Consider the following 17,409-nt stretch of genomic DNA (forward strand, 5'->3'; position numbering starts at 1 on the left):
GGCGGCGCAGGCGGTGAACAGCGCGCGATCCAGCATCCGCTCCATGTCGACGATGCGCGTGCCGACCGATGCCAGTTCGGTCACGATCTCGCGGGTGTCGATTGCGCTGCCCGTCCCCTGGACGAGAGCGGCCAGCCCCGTGTCCACGACGCGGGCGAGCATGGCATATTCGCTCAATCCGCGTTGTTTGGCGAAGCCGGCAAGGGCGCGGTGCTGGGCGGGAGAGAGCCGCACGGTCTGGGCACGGGCGCTCATCGCACCGCTCCAGCCGAGATGCTATTCGCCATCGCGTGAAATGGCGGATTTGCGCTGTTTTGGCCAAGCCGCGTTTGGCGAGATGCTATCCGCATCCCGTCAAACCCGCTGAAATGCTGGATGCACCCGTGCGTGAGGTGTGTACCTGAATTGCTGGCTCGATGCGTAGCATCGCAGCCCCACAACACTATCCCATTGGCGTCCGGCTCAGGCATGTTCCGGCTATCGAACGGCTGCACCGGCTCCGGCTCTCCGAACTGCTTTGTCACCCATCGGGCGACGACCGCGCGGTCAGCCCTGCGCCGGTCGATCTCTCGGCGGGGGCGGGGCTGGTCGTAAAGGCCATGCTCGATGATCCAGTCACGAATGGCCCGTTCGACCGCTTCCTGCACCCATCTGTCGAGCCGGTCGGCTTCGATGGGATCGAGGTGCGCGGTCACGCCGGGAGACTCGATCAATCCGCCAAGTGGAAGGTAGCTTGTGCCCGCGTTCTGCAACGGGCCGTCGATACGCACGGTCGAAACCTCGCCCCGGTGGATATGGAGGGGCGGACGTTCGTTCAAATGCCAATGTGCGATGGAGCAACGATAGGTCTCGCCGTCGTCGCTGTCGGCAAGCAGCTTCTTGATGAGCGGCAAGGTGACGCAGGCCATGCGGTAGTCGGCGGTGAAACGCAGAGTGACCTTGCGGCCCTGCCAGATGAAATCGGCAAGCCGATCCAAGGTGCGATGGAAAATGGGCATGGGTATCCTTTCGTGAAATCACGATGGCGGGTGTTCATTGGGAAAGAGGGGAAGCGCAGGCGTAAAACGGCCGGCCAATCAGTCAGGCTGGGCCTTCTAGCGCCTGTAAATCAGCCGACGGATCGTGATTGCGCCAAACGCCGGATAGATTCGGTTGTCAGCAAGGTTCGCCTGCCGATTTTGATGGCGTCCAAGCCTCCAGATTTGATCAAGACGTAGACCGATGACCGGCCGACGCCGAGAGCCTTGCAGGTATCATTGATGGAAATGGCGAGCGGTTCCATGTGCGTCTCCGTGTTTGCCGATTCGCGGCGAGAGACGGCTCAGGTTGCAGACGTTCGTCTGAACGTCGTCCAGCAATGGGAAAGCCATGGGAAATTGCCGATGACGTGCGGATACGAAAATGGATGGCGTCGTCCGAAAATCTTTATGCCGTAGCCGAAAAATCGGACCATCGGTTAACGGCCCCTGGCAGGGAGAATTTTCTCCAAATGCGCGCAAATTTTTTCCGCGTAGGGAGTGAGAAGGTCGCTGCGTGGCATGTCCCCGGACTCGTCGGCATGTTCCTCAAACCATTCCGACAGCCACTTCTTGATCGCGCTGATCGTCACTTCCCGGTTGCTCAGGTCTAGGGCGTTGAATCGTGCGTCGCCGATCAGAGATATAAGAGCGTCGCTATAGGCATATTTCGCGTTCCGGCCCGGGCCGCCGGCACGCTTGGGCTTGATGCCGAGTTCCTTGATAACCTCATCAGGGTCTTTTTCGATCTTGATCGCCTCGGAAATCCGGTTCCCGCCCGGCGCGAGACAAAGTGCTCGGACGGCGGCAAATTCCGATAGAAGCAGGACTCGCAAATTCCCGAAGAAATAACGACGCTCCAGATAGATCGGGGCGCCCCTCCAGTTGCGGTAGTAGGCCCTTGGTGCGCTTTCACGCTGGAGATAGGCAAAAAGTTTTTCAAGCGCTTCCCGCGTCTCGCCGCTCGCGTTCGCGTAGATTGCGTCTCGAGGCTTTCGAAGCCTGCCGCCCCCGTACTGGAAACGGCGCCAGAGCCACGCCATGAACAGCGGGACGAGGCAGGCTGCGATAGCTATGCTCAAAAGGCTATCGGCCACCACTTTGGATGCCAGCGCTGCGAAAACGGAAAGTATCAGGCATAATCCTGGAATTATAAGCATAACCGGAACGGACCAAGTATAGACTGATGATTGCCGTCCTATGTGATCTTCAACCGCTTGGATGACACTGTCGAGTTCATCGCGTGCCTGATCTTCATTTTCATTCAGGATGCGCAAGGTGATTCTCCGAAGTGAGCGATCATCGTCATTGCGCTCCATCATCTATCCCTTCATCGGTGGACTGGTGCATTGCCGCTATTGCGCTATTATCCCAGATAGTCACTCCACCACTGCGCCATTTCAACACGTTTGTCCCAATAGGCGGACTGGTTGTATATATATTGTATATACGTCCCACGCTGCCGACGACCATATGTGCAAGCGCCCGCTCAATCGCATCGAACCGACATTACAAATGCGACATAAATGCCGTAACGGATTGTGGTAAAATTTGGTTGCCTATAGCATCGACGTTGCCGGACGAGCTATTCACTCATGAACAGGAAGATAGCTTATGAAGAATCGGAATTATCGCCGCCTTGAATGGTTCAGATATGCTCATCTCGGCTGGCAGGGCGATGCCAGGCATGGGCTGAGCGAGGTCTTCGAGGAATATGGTCGGACCCCTGCCGCCGAGGCCTATATTGGTAAGAGACTAAAGAATGCTCTGCTTACATCCTTCGAGCGCCTGAGATGGTTCTATATTCGGAAATTATACCGGTAGATCAGACCGTCGTCGTTGCACAGCAATTCTGTCTTTCAGAAAGGCTCCGAACGGCTTCTCGAAAAAGGAATAAGAGGCGATCGCAACAGTGCAGCTGAGTATTATTGCCGCAATCAATACCGGTACAGGATACAGGCTTGTACCGTAATATTTGTGAAACAATTGGAATAGGATTATTGTTGCTGTTATGCAAAAAGGATGAAGCAGATAGAGACTGTAAGAGGAATCCCCAAGACGGCTGAGAGCTCTTTCAAATATGCGTGGTACGGGAACCGGCCCAGATATTGCGGCTAACAAAAGGCAAAACATGGGGCCGCCCCAGACAATCACGCGTGTTAATTCATTGGGTGTCCTTGCAAGGCGCAGTTCAGGCAAAGGATTCCATAGCAGCAAGATCAATGGAGCAAGGAGTATGAGCCTTGCCCACGACGGTAGCTTGACTCTCCGCCTGATCGCCAGTTCGGCAAGCAGCATGCCTGCTGCAAATTCTAGGATAATGGGGCGGCTCCAAAAAAATATGGAAATTGCATTTTGAGGAATAAAGTGCCCCAACGTCGCTATCGATATCAGCAGAAAGGTGATCCAGAAAAGGGCATGCGTTCTTTGAAGATAAATAAACGCGGAAAATATTATATAAAACATCATCTCATAGTTCAGCGTCCATCCCAGAGATAGAACTGGAGTAATTCCGCTAAAATTCGCATGAGGATTCCAGGGATAGAATAGAAGGCTCGAAGCGATATGCCGTAAATCTATTACATCATTTCTGGCAAGACCTGATATTACAACGAACATAGTTGTAGCAAACCAGTATAATGGCAGGATTCTTATAATTCGTCTGCTCATGAATGTGGTCCGCGATCCCCTCTTTTGAAACAGATCTTTGCTTGAAATTAGCATGATGAAACCGGAAATCAGAAAAAACAGGTCGACGCCGGAGCCGGTTGCCCATTTCGGTCGTACGAACGCACATTTCCCATCCGAGCACAAATCAGTGACAGCTGACATGCTATGCCCGAGGAGAACGAACAGCGCCGCAAAAGCTCTCAGATATTGGACGGAATCATAGCGACTTCGCTCTGACGGAATGGCGCGTCGATATTCTTCCGCATCAGTGTACAGCATATTTCGGCCCTCGCATGCGCTGCGTCCGTGCAATATCCCGAAAATTCCAATACAGGAATCATGAGTATTCGATGGCGATTATGGATCTCGATACTATATAGATCAAGCGCGTTTTGGTTTGATTATTGTTTCGGATTGCGAGAAGGGTGGATGCGATCGTCGAAGGGCGATCTGCGTGCCGGCGAGCAAACTGGCTTGAAGAGGCAAGGAACCATGAACCGATGTCGATCCCGCAGCCTTCGACGGGTGCGATATCAAAAAGGCTCCGGGATGATCCGAGGTAACTGCACGGTACCTCAGAGAAACAAGATCTTCATCAGGGTATCCCGGCACCCTGCATGTCATGCCGCTGAAAGCGACGGGCGCCGGGACCCTGATGCTGTGCTGCGACCCGAGCAGCTTCAGGAACTCAGCCATAGGGTGTCGCGTCGGGTGCGGGGACTGAGTCGGCATATTTATAATGATTGGATACATATAATTCAAGATATCATATGATCGAAAAAGCAATTGGTGTATTCACTTCCATTTATCCGACGTCTTTTGTTAATGTATTAACAAGCAATGGCGGAGTTAATATTTGCAGATGTTAATCTGCTGTACAGCAACGTTGTGCAAAGGACGTCTACTCCGAATTCGAATCACGATCTGCAAAGGGCAAATCTACAGCCGCCAAAAGACCAGAAACCCGCCGTCGCAGATGCCGATGCCATTTGAAAAAGACGCGGCTCTCTGGAGAGCAAGCGCGGAGAGCGCAAACTTTAAATGTCGTCCATGTGCTTGCTAGCTGTTGCGAATGTAATAGAATCGAGCTTGCTGCATTCTTCAATTTAGATCCTCGATTTCTACTGATCCTGATGAGATTCCAATGATTTGCGGCCTTTCTCAATCTTTCGATTGAGGTATTCATTCTACATTCACGGCATTCGCCTGAAATCGTGCCCCAGGAGAGGCCCGTATTGCCATGGTCCCACCGATAGAATTCTCCTTGCCAGTTGGGCTCGATCGGTTTGGCCGTGATAATGCACCATCTTAACAAGCATTCGTAAGGCCGTTTGTGATTCAAGGTAAGAACGATTGGCTTGGTGGGCGATCCGTCAGCATCCAAATCGCTGAAATGAATAACTTTTTGCGGTGCATGTGTCAGTTAACTGCCTGTTAACTCGAGTGTTGTAATATTAATGAAGGAATGCTAAGATTGACGCTGTAGGGATTCGCTGTATTCTTCGGGGAAAATTTGAGTATGTCAAATACAGAAAATGAAAAAGAGTCGCTTGTTTCTCTAACCGCTAACATTGTGTCTGCCAATGTTTCCAATAGCCCTGTCGGGGTCACGGATCTTTGCGACATGATTAAAAGCGTGCACTCCGCCCTTTCTAGCCTTGCTACTCATGAAGAATCCGTGGGAGAGCTGCAGACGAAGCGTGAACCAGCCGTGCCAATCCGCTCGTCTATCAAGCCGGAATATATTGTGTGCTTGGAAGACGGAAAAAAGCTGAAGACGCTCAAGCGATATCTTCGGGCGCGGTATCAGATGAGTCCGGAAGAATATCGCGCTAAGTGGGGGTTGCCGCCCGATTACCCGATGGCGGCGCCGAGTTATACAAATCAGCGCCGCGAAATGGCTCATAAGATTGGCTTGGGGCTGCGGCCTAAGGCGGCTGGTAAGAGAGCTGTCTCGAAAGCTGAGATGGAGGTCGAGGAGGATGTTTCGGGGAACATTGCCAAGGTGCCTTCGCGTCGCCGTGGCGCCAGCAACTGATGTTCAATGCAAGGGTTGATCCATTTTTGGGGCAAGTGTTCAAAATGGCTGGCCTAATGCAGCGAGGGGCATCTGGCGGGAGCGCCACCCGTCCCATCAGTTGTTCCTCCCCCGCCCGCTCCTTGGGCTCCGGATGAGCCTCTTCCTATTGGTCGATTCTCTGCCGGCAGCGCTCCTGCGAGCTATCTTTCGAAGCGATGGATGTTCGTTGAAGCGCTGCTTCGTCCTGGCGTCCTCGCCCCGGCCATATTGTCGCTGCAGGACCTCTCTGACGTAATCTCACATATGGGCCGTGACCGGTGGAAGGTGGTAGTCCATGCCCAACTTTCCACCGTAACGCTTTGCATCGCTGCATTGGCAACGAGAAAGGTAACCGTCCGATTGGGACCGCCTGCCTGATGGTGCGATAATTTCTTAAGAGACGGTCATAGCGACGTCGCTAACGACGTCTCTTGATCGGGGATTGCGATGAGGGCGGAGATACTGGGTCAGGAACGACGGCGCCGGTGGACGGACCAGCAGAGGCTGGAGATCATCGGATCCGTTGGCGTCAATGGTGCGACGCTGGCAGAGGTGGCCCGGCGCCACGATGTAACGCGACAGTAGATTTACACTTGGCGACATGATTTGAAGAAGCGCGGGTTCTTGCTCGCCCCACCGGAGCCAGTCTTTCTGCCTGTGGAGATGCCTGCCGTTCGGAGCCCTAACGTTGGCCGCAGCACTACCCCAGGCGGGATGTGCATGGTGGAGCTCCGCCTGACGCAAGGCCGGACCTTGCGATTTGGAAGCGACATTGAGGCCATCGCCCTGACCCGGCTCATCCGCTGCGTGGAGGCGGCGTGATCGGCCCGGGAACTGGCGTGCGAGTTTATCTGGCCTGCGGCGTCACTGATATGCGCAAAGGCATCTCTGGCCTTGGTCAGCTGGCGCAGACGGTGCTGCGACAGAAACCGACAAGCGGCGCGGTGTTCGCTTTTCGAGGGCGACGCGGCGACAGGGTGAAGCTGCTGTACTGGGATGGGCAAGGATTTTGCCTGTACTACAAGGTCTTGCAACGAGGCCGTTTTCCTTGGCCCTCTGCGGCGGACGGGACGGCGCGGCTGACCTCGGCCCAGCTCGCGATGCTCTGGGAAGGCATCGACTGGAGGCGACCAAATTGGGGCGCGCCGCCTGCTCATGTGGGCTGACTTTTGTTCCTGAATCTACCTGTTTTCATGGATATTCCTGCCCCTGGCTGGTAAGCAGGCTCATGCTGAGCGCGGCGCAAAACCTTCCCGAAGACCCAGCTTTGCTGAAGGCGATAATCGCCGACTTGCAGGCGGAAAACGCGAAGCTGGCGGCAACGGTCCGCGCACATGATCTGGTGGTGCAGGCCCTGCGTCTGCGCATTGCCAAACTGAAGAAACAGGCCTTCGGCAAGTCCTCGGAAAAGATCGAACGCGAGATCGAGCAGCTGGAACTGGCGCTAGAGGACATTCTGGTCGCCGCGGCACAAAACGTCGCCTTGCCGAGTGATGTCGAAGAGGATGAGGCCACTGCGCACGTAGACAGCGCACGGGCCATGGCCCGGCGCCCGCGTGTTGCGCCTGACATCCCGCGCGAGCGAAAAGAACTCGACCCGGGCAACGCTTGTCCCGATTGCGGGGGCGAGTTACGCCTCGTCGGCGAGGACGTGAGCGAAATCATCGAAATGATTACCGCCAGGCTGAAGGTGATCGAGGTAGCGCGGCCGAAGAAGTCCTGCCGCTGCTGTGAGAAAATGGTGCAGGTGCCGGCTCCGAGCCGCCCGATCCCCGGCAGCATGGCCGGAAGCAGCCTGCTTGCCTACGTGCTCGTCTCAAAGTTCGACGATCACTTGCCGCTGTACCGGCAGAACGAAATCCTTACCCGCATGGGCGCTGACATTCCCCGCAGCACGCTGGCTGACTGGTGCGGCAAGGCGATGCGAACCCTGCAGCCCCTGATCGAGCGTATTGAGGCATCGGTCCTGGCCAGCACCGTCATCCACGCCGATGATACACCGATCCAGGTGCTGGATCACACAAGGCGGGCCAAGGGGCCCGGTAAGGGCGTGAAGCAAGGCAGGATCTGGGGTTATGTCTGCGATCAGCGCCCGTGGAACGGGCCGGCACCGCCGGGTGTGGTCTATCGCTTTGCCCCCAACTGGAAGGCGGAGCACGTGCAAAACCACCTTTGCAATGCGAGCGGCATTCTCCAGGCCGACGCCTACAGGGGATATGCGAAGCTCTATGAGCCCGGCGCAGACGGCGAACCGCGCTTCCGGGAAGCTGCCTGCTTCGCCCATTGGCGGCGTGACTTCCACGACATCTGGAAAGCGAACAAATCACCGATAGCGCGAGAAGCCCTCGATCGCATCGGCCAGTTGTACGACATCGAACGCGAAATCGCCGGGAAACCTGTCGATGTTCGGCGCGCCGTCCGCCAGGAGCATAGCAAACCCAAACTCGAGGCGTTGCGCGCCTGGGCCGAGCAGCAACTCACCCGCATCCCCGTCAAGGGCGACCTGGCCAGCGCCATTAGGTATGGCTTGAGTCGCTGGCAGGCCTTCTTATTGTTCATCGAAGACGGGCGCGTCGCCATCGATAACAATGCCGCTGAGCGAGCCGTGAGACCTATTGGTCTGGGAAGACGCAACTGGCTCTTCGCCGGCTCCGAAGCAGGCGCTGAAACCCTGGCGCGGGCCATGACGCTTATTGAAAGTGCCAAGATGAACGGTCTCGATCCGCAGGCTTATCTCGCCGACGTGCTCGGCCGTATCCATGATCACAAGATCAACCGGATCGAGGAATTGCTGCCTTGGAAATGGATGCCCTTGGTGCCGTTGGCAGAGGTAGCCTGATGGCCACGATCACGCACGTGCGCACGCTGGACTATGCTGCCAAAATGCTCGGTGAGGACGTGGAACTGTTGGAAGCCATCGTCTGGAACGACGACAATCTGACATACGGCAGCATCATCAGCGTTTACACTGGCCCGGATGAGACCATTACGGCTCTCACCGACGATGGCATCGACGAACTGTCAGATATGCTCCGAGAAGCACGCCGCACCACCCAGACCTGGCACGGCTTCCTCGATGACTTCCTTGACGATCCCGAACTCGCCACTCGCTTCAAGGCCCAACCACCGCGGTAACAATCGGACGGTTACCGAGAAAGATTGTGAATAGGAGTTGCTGCCTGTCTGTAGGGACGGGCTTATCCCGAACGGCGCCGACTTATCCGGTTGGAAAGATACACCCGCCGATGGAAGGCACGAGGAGCAGCGCCAGATCTTGACAGTGATTGCAGTTTTACTGGGGCGCGCCGAAGGAAATCACCGCGTGTAAATGGAGATGGCTTATGGACTGCTGCTGTACCCTTTCTTCCGCGATCATCGTCTTCTGCGCATTTCCTGGGTTGAGCCGGGCAAGGATCGCATGGCAGCGCGCCGCTTAGGATCACCATGATGAGGGAGAGGAGATTGCCAATGTCATGAACGATGGTAGCGGAAAGCTAGCCAGTCAGTTCCATCTCATTGCTCGCCATAATGTCCGTCGCTTCACGCGCCGTCAATCGAGACGCCCAGGGCGGATGGCCGCGGCTTCTTCAGCGGAGCCGGGCCCAGCGGTCGATGATCTCGACGCGATAATCCGGGCATCACGGACCACGGGCAGCATAGGGCCAGCAGATGGCCGCCCGAACTGATAGCCCTGCAACCAACCCGCGCCCGCATTCCGGGCAAGACTTGCCTGATCGGCTGTCTCTATGCCCTCCACAATCACGGCGGAGGCAAACGAAGTACCGAGCCGTACAAGATCCAGAAATTTCCCATATCCTTCATCGCTGTTCGACGCATCGCGAACGAAACGGCTATCAATTTTGACGATATCCGCCGCCAGCGCGGACAACTGGAAGATTGATCGCCCACCTGTGCCGAAATCATCTACGGCAACAAGGCAGCCAAGTTCCTGCATCACGGATATGAATTCCCGGGCCTCCTCCAGTGAAACAAATTGGGCCGTTTCGGTGATCTCTATCACCAGGCGGCCGGCCAAGCCGGATCGCCGATTTAGCCTTTCGCGTAATTCCCGCCAAAGCGTATTTGTGCCATAACGATGTAGGGATGCGCTTGCGGAGGAGATATTGATACCCAGGCAAAGCGTAGGATTCGCTTCAAGCTCGTCGAGCGCCGCCGACATGAGCCGACGATCGAGTTCCGGGGACAGGTCCACCCGTTCCAGTGCCAGAATTTCTGGTTCGGCGCTGCGCAAGTTTCCGGCGCCATCATGAATCCTCAGCAGGCCTTCATAATAGAATATCGGCGCGTCGGGCGCGGAACCGACTGTCGGCTGCCAAACCAGGCTTGCTTGCGCGCCCGCAACGCTATCCAGAAGGTACACAGCCTTTGCCATGTCGTGTCGATACTGGGCACCCTCCATTAGATGACAGGAATTAGGCCTGAAGCGGACCCGACTATAGGCTCGTTCCCTCGCGCTTTCGAAATTCGCGCCGCTGGATGCGAGCGGAGCGGTACCGACGCTCGGAACCGCGAAAAAAGCGCCGGCTTGGGAAAGAATGGGACTGGCACATATATGGGCACAGAGCTGACTGATCATGGGATCTACGCCGTGCAGCCCTTGTCCAGGATGCGGCCGGACAATCATCTCAATCAGTCCCGTAGCCTCGTCCTCACGAATTTCATCCTCGTCGAAGATATCATGGACGACGTCGCAAAGCCTCTCGAATGCGCAATACCGTGCCTGAGCCCCAAACGCGAACTCGATTTCGGCCAGATTGGCCACCGTGACCATGACAAACTGGGACGCCGGCAAGGCTTCCGAGGCCATCAAGGCATTGTGACATTTATTTCGCTTCCCCACCAATACCTCCTAAAGCCGGTTTCTGGGCAGGTTCGGATGCCGCGATATATCGCATTGGCCCTGTCTTTTTGACCAATCCACCAATCATAACGAATGCTATATGAATACTATTATGCTCTTTACGCCAGAAAACATCCGCCAAAGCAAAAGTTTTTCCGGGAAGGCGTGGATCGGTCTGAGCGAACCAGATGGAACAAGCGACGGGCGATTCCGAATATCGGCCGAACGATCACCTGAGACCGGTCTGCAGAAGCCATCTTCGGCTGCCCTCCAAGGCGATAGCTGTCAACTTTCCGGAGGCATAGGCGCCGGTATCGATGCCGATCCGGCCAATGCGCTGGTGGACATCGCAGTAGACGGTGTGGCCGTAAACCACGGTCTTTTCACATTGCTGTTCCGAATGCGTGAATCCTTTGCGGATCCATCGCGTGACGCGTGGGTCCTGTGCCTCTATGTCCTTGCTGACATCGACGCCGGCGTGAACGAACAGATAATCGCCCCTGATCACCTGGCTTTCTAAGCGGCCGATGAACTCGATATGTTCATGCGGCACATGGTTGATGATGATCGTTTCAAGGTCTTCGTAATTCGCTGTCCGATATGTACTGGCATTGATGCCGTAACTTAGAATGGTGGGGCGCCCTCCCATGTGAATGAACAACTTGAGCATGTCATGCTCCCGATTCAGGACGCGCAAGAAAATTTCCTCATGATTGCCCATCAGGAAGCGGTAACGGGATGAGGTACTGGCTAGGGAGGAAAGGCGGTCCAGAGCCTGCGCCGATGCCGGTCCTCGGTTGATATAATCGCCCAGGAAGATAACTTCGCATTCACCGGAATAGGCGTGGCTGTCGTTGGCGATCTTTTCCAGCATTTCATCAAGTAGATCGCAGCGGCCGTGAATGTCACCGACGGCATATACGCGGCTATTGGCGGCCACCGAGGATAGTCTCTTCTCCGTCTTTTGCCAGCGCCCTATGATACGGTCTATAAGCATTAACTAAATCCTCAATATAGATAGCAGTGAAGTACATGGTTCGTCTCAATTCAGGGCATTTATGGAAGCATCGCCTATTATCGAGGATTTGACCTTACCATAGCGTCTTTTCTTACTAGAGAAGAGCTGAAGAAATGGACGTTCAATGAACTTATGCACCATTATTGATAGGATGACCGATCCGGACAAGGTCATGAAGACATAAAGAAAGATTTGGCCTCCTGCCGGGACCGTCACCTCTACAAAGAATATCGTGACAATTCTTAAGACGAACCTGTGGCAGAGATATAATGCATATGAGCTGTCTCCCAGAAGAATGATCCAGCCGGGAATTTTGCGGTCGGCGGATAAGGGAAGCGCCAGGGCAGCATAGACCATCAGCGCGGCCGGCAGGCCGCCCTTGACGAAGCGCGGCACCTCCAAATTGCACCCCAGCAGCAGGATGATCAATCCTAGTAAGAAGATTGCGAGGCAGAAGGACAAACTCTTTTGCAAGTCGACCCGAACTCTTAGGGTTCCAAGTAAAACTCCAAAAATGAACTCAAATATGATGGAATTTCCCCAAAATCGGACGGGCACGGAACTGAAATTATACAGGCTGGAAACGACTATAAGGCAAAGGTATGAAAGGATTAGGCATATCAACCCATTTCTCTTGTTGAACAGGAGGAGAAGACCGAACGAGAAATAGAAGAATACCTCATAGTTCAACGTCCAGCCAAGCGACAGAACCGGCGCAATCCTACCGCCCGGTCGCTCACTAGGTATGAAGAGATACGAAGAAATGACGTTCCACAGATTGAACTCCGTCGATCTCACATGATTGCCCAGAAAGAGAAGAACGGCGACCATGAGGCTTGTGAAGAACCAATAAAGTGGAACTAGACGGATGAATCTTCTGCGCCAGAACTCAAGTACTGCTTTGGGCCGGCCAAACATCTCCTCAGATGTATAGTACATCACGAATCCGCTGAGCACGAAGAAAATGTCGACGCCCGCGATCAGGGGAAATTCATTGAAAGGCATGACCATGCCTTTGGTCGTGTGGAACTCCAGTATCCCGTGGCCGAGCATGACGCTGATCGCCGCATAGGCTCTCAACGCCTGAAGCGCATTGATCTTGCGAGTGGCCGCGGCTGAGCTTTGCTGCATATGCGGGCTTCCCATAGCTGCCTGTCTGTTGTGGATGAAGGTTGAATGCAGCGGATGTTTGCTGAGGTCAACATCAATCATGTAAGTATGAGCATTCATTGGGAATCGCTTTCGGCATAAGCAAAGAGTTGCAAATCTAATAAATTAGGTCAGATCGAGGTTTCGGATTGAACGGGCAATTCCGTAGGATTCGGACAAGAATCAGCCAGTTTTCATCCACGACATAACTTCCTCTTGCTTCGCGATTGCAACATAGTCATAAATCGGTCCATGTAGATCCTTCAGTTCGCGCTTGCAGCATGGAATCGCGCGGCGCTCAGGTGTGGGGAAGGCAGATGAATGTTCACGCAACAATTAATCCGGCAGAGATCCCTTCGGGTGAGGGTGGCAGTCTCGCCAAGGCTTATCTAAGAGCGCAATTGATTCTTGTTCTGTTCGGGACAGATCTGCTGGCTCTAGTTTTCGCGTGCACCTTGGCGATGGTCATTTGGCAGAGCAATCTAGGAATTCATCTTTCTGACCTCATGCCGGCACTGACGCTAATTTTGCTTTATAGCTTGACCGGCTTTGCGCTCAGGGCGTTTGCGGGGGAGGCTCTGCTCTCCCCGGTGATATCGGTCAGGGGCTCGCTCCTTTCCATTCTCGGCGCAGCCGGACTGTTGTTAACCGTGCTGTATGCAGTCGGGGCGAGCGAACATTTTTCCCGCACGCAATTCGGTCTTAGCGTGGGTCTTTCCATCATGTTTCTTGCGGTCAGCCGGACCTGTATGACCCGCTATGCGGTAAGGGTCCTGAATGGCGATCTCTACAGCGTGGTTTATATCAACGAGATCGATCAGTCACATATTTTTGGCCAAGCCCTTCCTTTCACAAATAAGGATGAACTGTCGCCTCATGAATATCATGCAATGGCGCGCTACATCGGCAAGGCGGATCGCGTCGTTATCCATTGTTTGCCGGAACGGCGAAGCGACTGGGCGCACATGCTTCAGGGGATGAATGTTCATGCCGAGGTGATCGCCGCAGAGTTTGCTGGCGCGCCAGTGGTTGCCGTCGGCGAATATGGGAATCAGCCGACGCTGGTGGTGGCAAGGGGACCGTTCGACATGACCGAGCGTAGCATCAAGCGGGCGTTTGATATCGCTTTCAGCGTTGTCGCCATTATCGCCCTGTTGCCCCTGCTCCTGCTCGTTGCCATCGCCGTGAAACTGTCGAGTGCCGGCCCGGTTCTGTTCAAGCAACCGCGCCTCGGGCGGCAGAACCGCATATTTGACATCTACAAGTTCAGGAGCATGCGGGTACAGCAGGCGGATCTTGACGGGGCGCGTTCCGCAACCCGGGACGACGATCGGATCACGGCGGTCGGTCATCTCCTGCGCCGCACCAGCATCGATGAACTGCCCCAACTTTTCAACGTCCTGCTGGGGGACATGAGTGTCGTAGGGCCCAGGCCACATGCGCTTTATTCCAAGGCGAGAGACAGGCTCTTCTGGGAGGTCGATCAACGATATTGGTACCGCCATGCCTGTAAACCCGGCATTACGGGCCTCGCGCAAGTCCGCGGCCATCGGGGCGCGACGCACCGAGAGCAGGATTTGACCGATCGCCTCCTCTCCGACCTCGAATATTTGAACAAATGGTCCTTGTGGATGGATTTGGCCATATTGTTGAGGACCATGGGTGTAATGATCCACCGGAACGCCTTTTGATACAGACTTCGTTCATCGCCCGCTCCGGCCGTCACGCCGTGCGGGCGATCCCACATACGCTCGCGCAGCCGCTTGGTGCTCTTTCATAGCCGGAAACAAAGGTCTCCATGTCAAACAAACCAATTCGTAAAGCTGTCTTCCCTGTCGCCGGTTTGGGTACCCGCTTCCTGCCTGCAACGAAGTCGGTTCCCAAGGAACTACTTCCAGTAGTCGATCGGCCCTTGATCCAGTACGCGGTTGAAGAAGCTTGGGAAGCGGGGATCGAAACTATGATTTTCGTGACTGGCCGTGGAAAGGGCGCAATTGAGGATTATTTTGACGTCGCATTCGAATGCGAAACATTCCAGCGCCTGCGGGGCAAGGACTTGACGGCACTGGAGGGCACGCTTCTTGAGCCAGGCAAGGCGATCTTCATACGGCAGCAGGAACCTTTGGGTCTTGGGCATGCGATATGGTGCGCGCGTGACGCCGTTGGGGATGAACCATTTGCCGTTCTGCTGCCCGACGAACTCATGAAGGGCGCACCCGGACAGGGCTGCATGAGGCAGATGGTCGAGGCTTATGGTCGGGTGGGGGGCAATCTGGTCTGTGCTCTGGAAATACCCATGGAGCAGACCGTCAGCTATGGCGTCATAGATCCGGGGAAGCGGGAAGGCGCTCTTATGGAAGTCAAGGGACTGGTCGAAAAGCCCGCAGCGGATGCAGCGCCTTCCAACTTCATAATGCCGGGGCGCTATATTCTTCAGCCTGATATTATGGAAGTCCTAGCAATGCAGGGACGGGGCTCAGGCGGAGAGATTCAACTGACCGACGCTATGGCTGCTTTGATCGGGAAGCAGTCATTCCATGGCGTTACATTCAATGGGCGACGTTTTGATTGCGGTTCCAAGGTGGGCTACATCGAAGCTAATCTTGCTCTGGCTCTGCAGAGAGATGACCTCAGCCAATCCATTCGTGAATTCCTGTTCAATGAATTGACGGAAGAACAATTGGTACCGACCGATAGGAACGATGTCTAGCGACGGAGGTACGTAGAATGAAGGTATCTGGAGGATTCAAGGAGGCAAAAAGCCGCATTTGGGAATCTGATCAGGATTTGAGGCGGCTGGAAGATTCGTTCAGATCGATCGCCGATTCCATCTCTGTCACACGAAAGCTGATAAATGAAATAACAAAAAAAGAAACCGATCGCACCAAGCTCAGTCAGGTTAAGCGGGGAAATGAGATGTCGGGTTGTTCCCCGCTATCGCTGAATGAAGACAAGGCCGATGTGGAAACTGCCCTGCTTACCCTATTCGGGGGAGGGCGTCCCACTGATCCGGACGATCACCTCCGACGGTGTCTTATGGACTATTTCGATATCGAAGGCTGGGTTGCCGCCGGGGTGCTCACCAGCCTACTGCGCCACCCGGGACAGTTTATTTCCCACACCGGCTTGGCGAAGGCGGCGGGGGTCCAATCCAGGAATGTGGGCGTCATTCGCGTATATGTCTGTCGACTCCGTTCCGCTCTAGAAGAAAGGGGGCTTGCTGGCGAGAGTATCGAAACCGGGCGCCAGAGTTATCGCATCGTTCGGAGCGCCGCGTTTGAAATCATGAATGCGCTCGCGACGGACCGAAATGTATAGTCCTGTGCGAACCGCCGGCGGACCGGCGAGTGCCGCCCCCCTTCCTATTATTTCAGAGCGGTAGCCGGATTCCGGAAATCCATCCGACGAATGCCGATCTTACGGGACCAGAGGCTGACATATAGCTCCTCCAGCTTTTCATTCATGTGGGAAATACTCCAGGGGCTGAGATCGACATTGCTGATTCCTGTTTCCAACTGCATTGAGGCTCCGCTGTCATTCAGCAGGTGATGGATAGGTGCTTCCATCTCGGCGACCGACTTAACCCTGTATCCGGTAACATTGTTCTGGACGATAAAGTCGATGCCAGGAAGGTCAGTGGCGATAATGGGTTTCCCCCCCAGCGCATATTGTACGACGACTCTCGGAAGTCCTTCGCGTTCCGATGATAATATACAAAATTGTGCGGTCTTGATCCAACGCGCGATGTCGGAACGAAAGCCTATGATCCGTACATGTCCTGTCAGCCCAAGCGTCTCGATCTTCGTAGCAATCGCGCTTTCCAACGGCCCCGAACCGGCCAGCACGAGGCAGGCCTCGGGATTGGCTCGCACAATCCTGACGAAGACTTCCAGAAACTCCAGTTGTCTCTTGCGTTCTTCAAAGGCGGCGACCATCAGAATCAGCCTCGCATTGGCCCATCCCATAACTGGCTCCGGTGCGGCGTTCTTCAACTCCGTGAGAGTGATGGGCTTAGCATTTCGGAAAAGATTAACATCCATCCCACTGGGAATGACGAAGTGATTATTGTCCTTTCCGATCTGCTTGGCTAGGCATTCCTTCTTCATTCCGGCGCTGACATCGACGAACGCGTCTGTCAGGGGTGAGAGTATCTTCTCGCAGGCGAGATAGGCTAGTTTCTGAAGCGGCTTCACGTTCAGGAACGGTAGGATGTGGACGCCATGGATGATGATCGGTGACCGCGATGTCTTCGCTGCGACACGTCCCACGAAGCCGGCCTTGCTGGTATGGGTATGGACGATATCCGGGCTGATCCTGCTCAAATGAAAGTGAATATCCAGCAAAGCGCGGAAGTCATTGAGTGGGCTGATCTGGCGGACCAGTGATTGCACGCAGATCGGCTTCACGTCAGGATGCAGCCTGTTCAGGATGTCGACATGATTTTCCCTTCCATAAAGAAGATATACGTCGTGACCTAGAGCCGCCTGCCCATTGCAGGAGTAGAGCGTATTCTCATCGGCTCCGCCGCGGATGAACCTCGTGATGATATGAACGATCTTCATATTACCCCCTGAGCATAGAAACCGGAAGAGGGGTCTAAGTGATCGTAATTGATTCGTAAACAGTCGTCCAAAGA

At 54.9% G+C, this 17,409-nt stretch carries 17 protein-coding genes; 8 read left to right on the top strand and 9 right to left on the bottom strand.

The features are described 5' to 3' along the window. From MJ601_RS20360 to MJ601_RS20385, 5 genes are all read right to left on the bottom strand, one after another. Positions 1 to 255 (bottom strand): hypothetical protein (locus MJ601_RS20360; RefSeq protein WP_242130189.1); only part of this gene is annotated, 255 nt, incomplete at its 3' end. Next, positions 252 to 998, bottom strand: coding sequence for a hypothetical protein (locus tag MJ601_RS20365; protein WP_242130191.1), 747 nt, complete (start codon positions 996 to 998; stop codon positions 252 to 254). The genes MJ601_RS20365 and MJ601_RS20360, both read right to left, overlap by 4 nt. Before the next feature lie 110 nt (positions 999 to 1,108). Continuing rightward, positions 1,109 to 1,282: a helix-turn-helix domain-containing protein gene (locus tag MJ601_RS20370; RefSeq protein ID WP_242130193.1), complete on the bottom strand. Its 174-nt coding sequence runs from the start codon at positions 1,280 to 1,282 to the stop codon at positions 1,109 to 1,111. A 174-nt stretch (positions 1,283 to 1,456) separates the two neighbouring features. After that, the gene (locus MJ601_RS20375; RefSeq protein WP_242130195.1) at positions 1,457 to 2,338 is read right to left on the bottom strand and encodes a hypothetical protein; all 882 of its coding nucleotides are present in this window, start codon (positions 2,336 to 2,338) and stop codon (positions 1,457 to 1,459) included. A 490-nt stretch (positions 2,339 to 2,828) separates the two neighbouring features. Continuing rightward, complete coding sequence (locus tag MJ601_RS20385) at positions 2,829 to 3,965, bottom strand: acyltransferase family protein (RefSeq protein WP_242130197.1); 1,137 nt, start codon at positions 3,963 to 3,965, stop codon at positions 2,829 to 2,831. Positions 3,966 to 5,205: 1,240 nt separating this feature from the next. Between MJ601_RS20385 and MJ601_RS20390 the strand changes: the two genes are divergently transcribed. The 5 genes from MJ601_RS20390 (at position 5,206) to MJ601_RS20405 (ending at position 8,880) form a co-directional block, all read left to right on the top strand. Then, a complete protein-coding gene (locus tag MJ601_RS20390) occupies positions 5,206 to 5,724 on the top strand; it encodes a Ros/MucR family transcriptional regulator (RefSeq protein ID WP_242130199.1) in 519 nt (172 codons plus the stop codon). Positions 5,725 to 6,192: 468 nt separating this feature from the next. Beyond that, on the top strand, positions 6,193 to 6,330 hold the full coding sequence (locus MJ601_RS22150) for a transposase (protein WP_491572940.1): 138 nt from the start codon (positions 6,193 to 6,195) through the stop codon (positions 6,328 to 6,330). A gap of 254 nt (positions 6,331 to 6,584) precedes the next feature. Next, positions 6,585 to 6,911: an IS66 family insertion sequence element accessory protein TnpB gene (gene tnpB / locus MJ601_RS20395; RefSeq protein WP_348635608.1), complete on the top strand. Its 327-nt coding sequence runs from the start codon at positions 6,585 to 6,587 to the stop codon at positions 6,909 to 6,911. Positions 6,912 to 6,973: 62 nt separating this feature from the next. Beyond that, on the top strand, positions 6,974 to 8,584 hold the full coding sequence (gene tnpC / locus MJ601_RS20400) for an IS66 family transposase (RefSeq protein ID WP_242130211.1): 1,611 nt from the start codon (positions 6,974 to 6,976) through the stop codon (positions 8,582 to 8,584). Further along, positions 8,584 to 8,880 (top strand): hypothetical protein, encoded by a 297-nt coding sequence (locus tag MJ601_RS20405; protein ID WP_242130213.1) that lies wholly within the window; start codon positions 8,584 to 8,586, stop codon positions 8,878 to 8,880. Before tnpC ends, MJ601_RS20405 begins: the two co-directional genes overlap by 1 nt. 415 nt (positions 8,881 to 9,295) lie before the next feature. On the opposite strand, the gene MJ601_RS22060 is transcribed toward MJ601_RS20405, so the two are convergent. The 3 genes from MJ601_RS22060 to MJ601_RS20420 form a co-directional block, all read right to left on the bottom strand. Continuing rightward, complete coding sequence (locus MJ601_RS22060) at positions 9,296 to 10,606, bottom strand: EAL domain-containing protein (protein WP_242130215.1); 1,311 nt, start codon at positions 10,604 to 10,606, stop codon at positions 9,296 to 9,298. A gap of 229 nt (positions 10,607 to 10,835) precedes the next feature. Continuing rightward, positions 10,836 to 11,546 (bottom strand): metallophosphoesterase, encoded by a 711-nt coding sequence (locus MJ601_RS20415; RefSeq protein ID WP_242130217.1) that lies wholly within the window; start codon positions 11,544 to 11,546, stop codon positions 10,836 to 10,838. Positions 11,547 to 11,648: 102 nt separating this feature from the next. After that, on the bottom strand, positions 11,649 to 12,854 hold the full coding sequence (locus MJ601_RS20420) for an acyltransferase family protein (protein ID WP_242130218.1): 1,206 nt from the start codon (positions 12,852 to 12,854) through the stop codon (positions 11,649 to 11,651). A gap of 236 nt (positions 12,855 to 13,090) precedes the next feature. Here MJ601_RS20420 and MJ601_RS20425 point away from each other — a divergent pair, with 236 nt between their 5' ends. From MJ601_RS20425 to MJ601_RS20435, 3 genes are all read left to right on the top strand, one after another. Further along, positions 13,091 to 14,464, top strand: coding sequence for an exopolysaccharide biosynthesis polyprenyl glycosylphosphotransferase (locus MJ601_RS20425; protein WP_242130229.1), 1,374 nt, complete (start codon positions 13,091 to 13,093; stop codon positions 14,462 to 14,464). A gap of 107 nt (positions 14,465 to 14,571) precedes the next feature. Next, positions 14,572 to 15,483, top strand: a complete 912-nt coding sequence (locus MJ601_RS20430; RefSeq protein WP_242130231.1) for a UTP--glucose-1-phosphate uridylyltransferase — start codon at positions 14,572 to 14,574, stop codon at positions 15,481 to 15,483. Positions 15,484 to 15,500: 17 nt separating this feature from the next. After that, a complete protein-coding gene (locus MJ601_RS20435; protein WP_242130238.1) occupies positions 15,501 to 16,091 on the top strand; it encodes a helix-turn-helix domain-containing protein in 591 nt (196 codons plus the stop codon). Positions 16,092 to 16,138: 47 nt separating this feature from the next. Here the strand turns inward: MJ601_RS20435 and MJ601_RS20440 are convergent, their stop codons facing one another. After that, the gene (locus tag MJ601_RS20440; RefSeq protein WP_242130239.1) at positions 16,139 to 17,335 is read right to left on the bottom strand and encodes a glycosyltransferase; all 1,197 of its coding nucleotides are present in this window, start codon (positions 17,333 to 17,335) and stop codon (positions 16,139 to 16,141) included. Between the last annotated feature and the right edge of the window lie 74 nt (positions 17,336 to 17,409).

It is taken from the genome of Sphingobium trunci (assembly GCF_022664535.1).
GTDB lineage: Bacteria > Pseudomonadota > Alphaproteobacteria > Sphingomonadales > Sphingomonadaceae > Sphingobium.

Excerpts from the sequence above, each read along its gene's own strand:
- MJ601_RS20440 (WP_242130239.1), bottom strand. The coding sequence starts at position 17,335 with ATGAAGATCGTTCATATCATCACGAGGTTCATCCGCGGCGGAGCCGAT.
- MJ601_RS20405 (WP_242130213.1), top strand. The coding sequence starts at position 8,584 with ATGGCCACGATCACGCACGTGCGCACGCTGGACTATGCTGCCAAAATG.
- MJ601_RS20435 (WP_242130238.1), top strand. The coding sequence starts at position 15,501 with ATGAAGGTATCTGGAGGATTCAAGGAGGCAAAAAGCCGCATTTGGGAA.
- MJ601_RS20430 (WP_242130231.1), top strand. The coding sequence starts at position 14,572 with ATGTCAAACAAACCAATTCGTAAAGCTGTCTTCCCTGTCGCCGGTTTG.
- MJ601_RS20365 (WP_242130191.1), bottom strand. The coding sequence starts at position 998 with ATGCCCATTTTCCATCGCACCTTGGATCGGCTTGCCGATTTCATCTGG.
- MJ601_RS20385 (WP_242130197.1), bottom strand. The coding sequence starts at position 3,965 with ATGCTGTACACTGATGCGGAAGAATATCGACGCGCCATTCCGTCAGAG.
- MJ601_RS20370 (WP_242130193.1), bottom strand. The coding sequence starts at position 1,282 with ATGGAACCGCTCGCCATTTCCATCAATGATACCTGCAAGGCTCTCGGC.
- MJ601_RS22150 (WP_491572940.1), top strand. The coding sequence starts at position 6,193 with ATGAGGGCGGAGATACTGGGTCAGGAACGACGGCGCCGGTGGACGGAC.
- MJ601_RS20425 (WP_242130229.1), top strand. The coding sequence starts at position 13,091 with ATGAATGTTCACGCAACAATTAATCCGGCAGAGATCCCTTCGGGTGAG.
- MJ601_RS20420 (WP_242130218.1), bottom strand. The coding sequence starts at position 12,854 with ATGAATGCTCATACTTACATGATTGATGTTGACCTCAGCAAACATCCG.
- MJ601_RS20390 (WP_242130199.1), top strand. The coding sequence starts at position 5,206 with ATGTCAAATACAGAAAATGAAAAAGAGTCGCTTGTTTCTCTAACCGCT.
- MJ601_RS20375 (WP_242130195.1), bottom strand. The coding sequence starts at position 2,338 with ATGATGGAGCGCAATGACGATGATCGCTCACTTCGGAGAATCACCTTG.
- tnpC (WP_242130211.1), top strand. The coding sequence starts at position 6,974 with ATGCTGAGCGCGGCGCAAAACCTTCCCGAAGACCCAGCTTTGCTGAAG.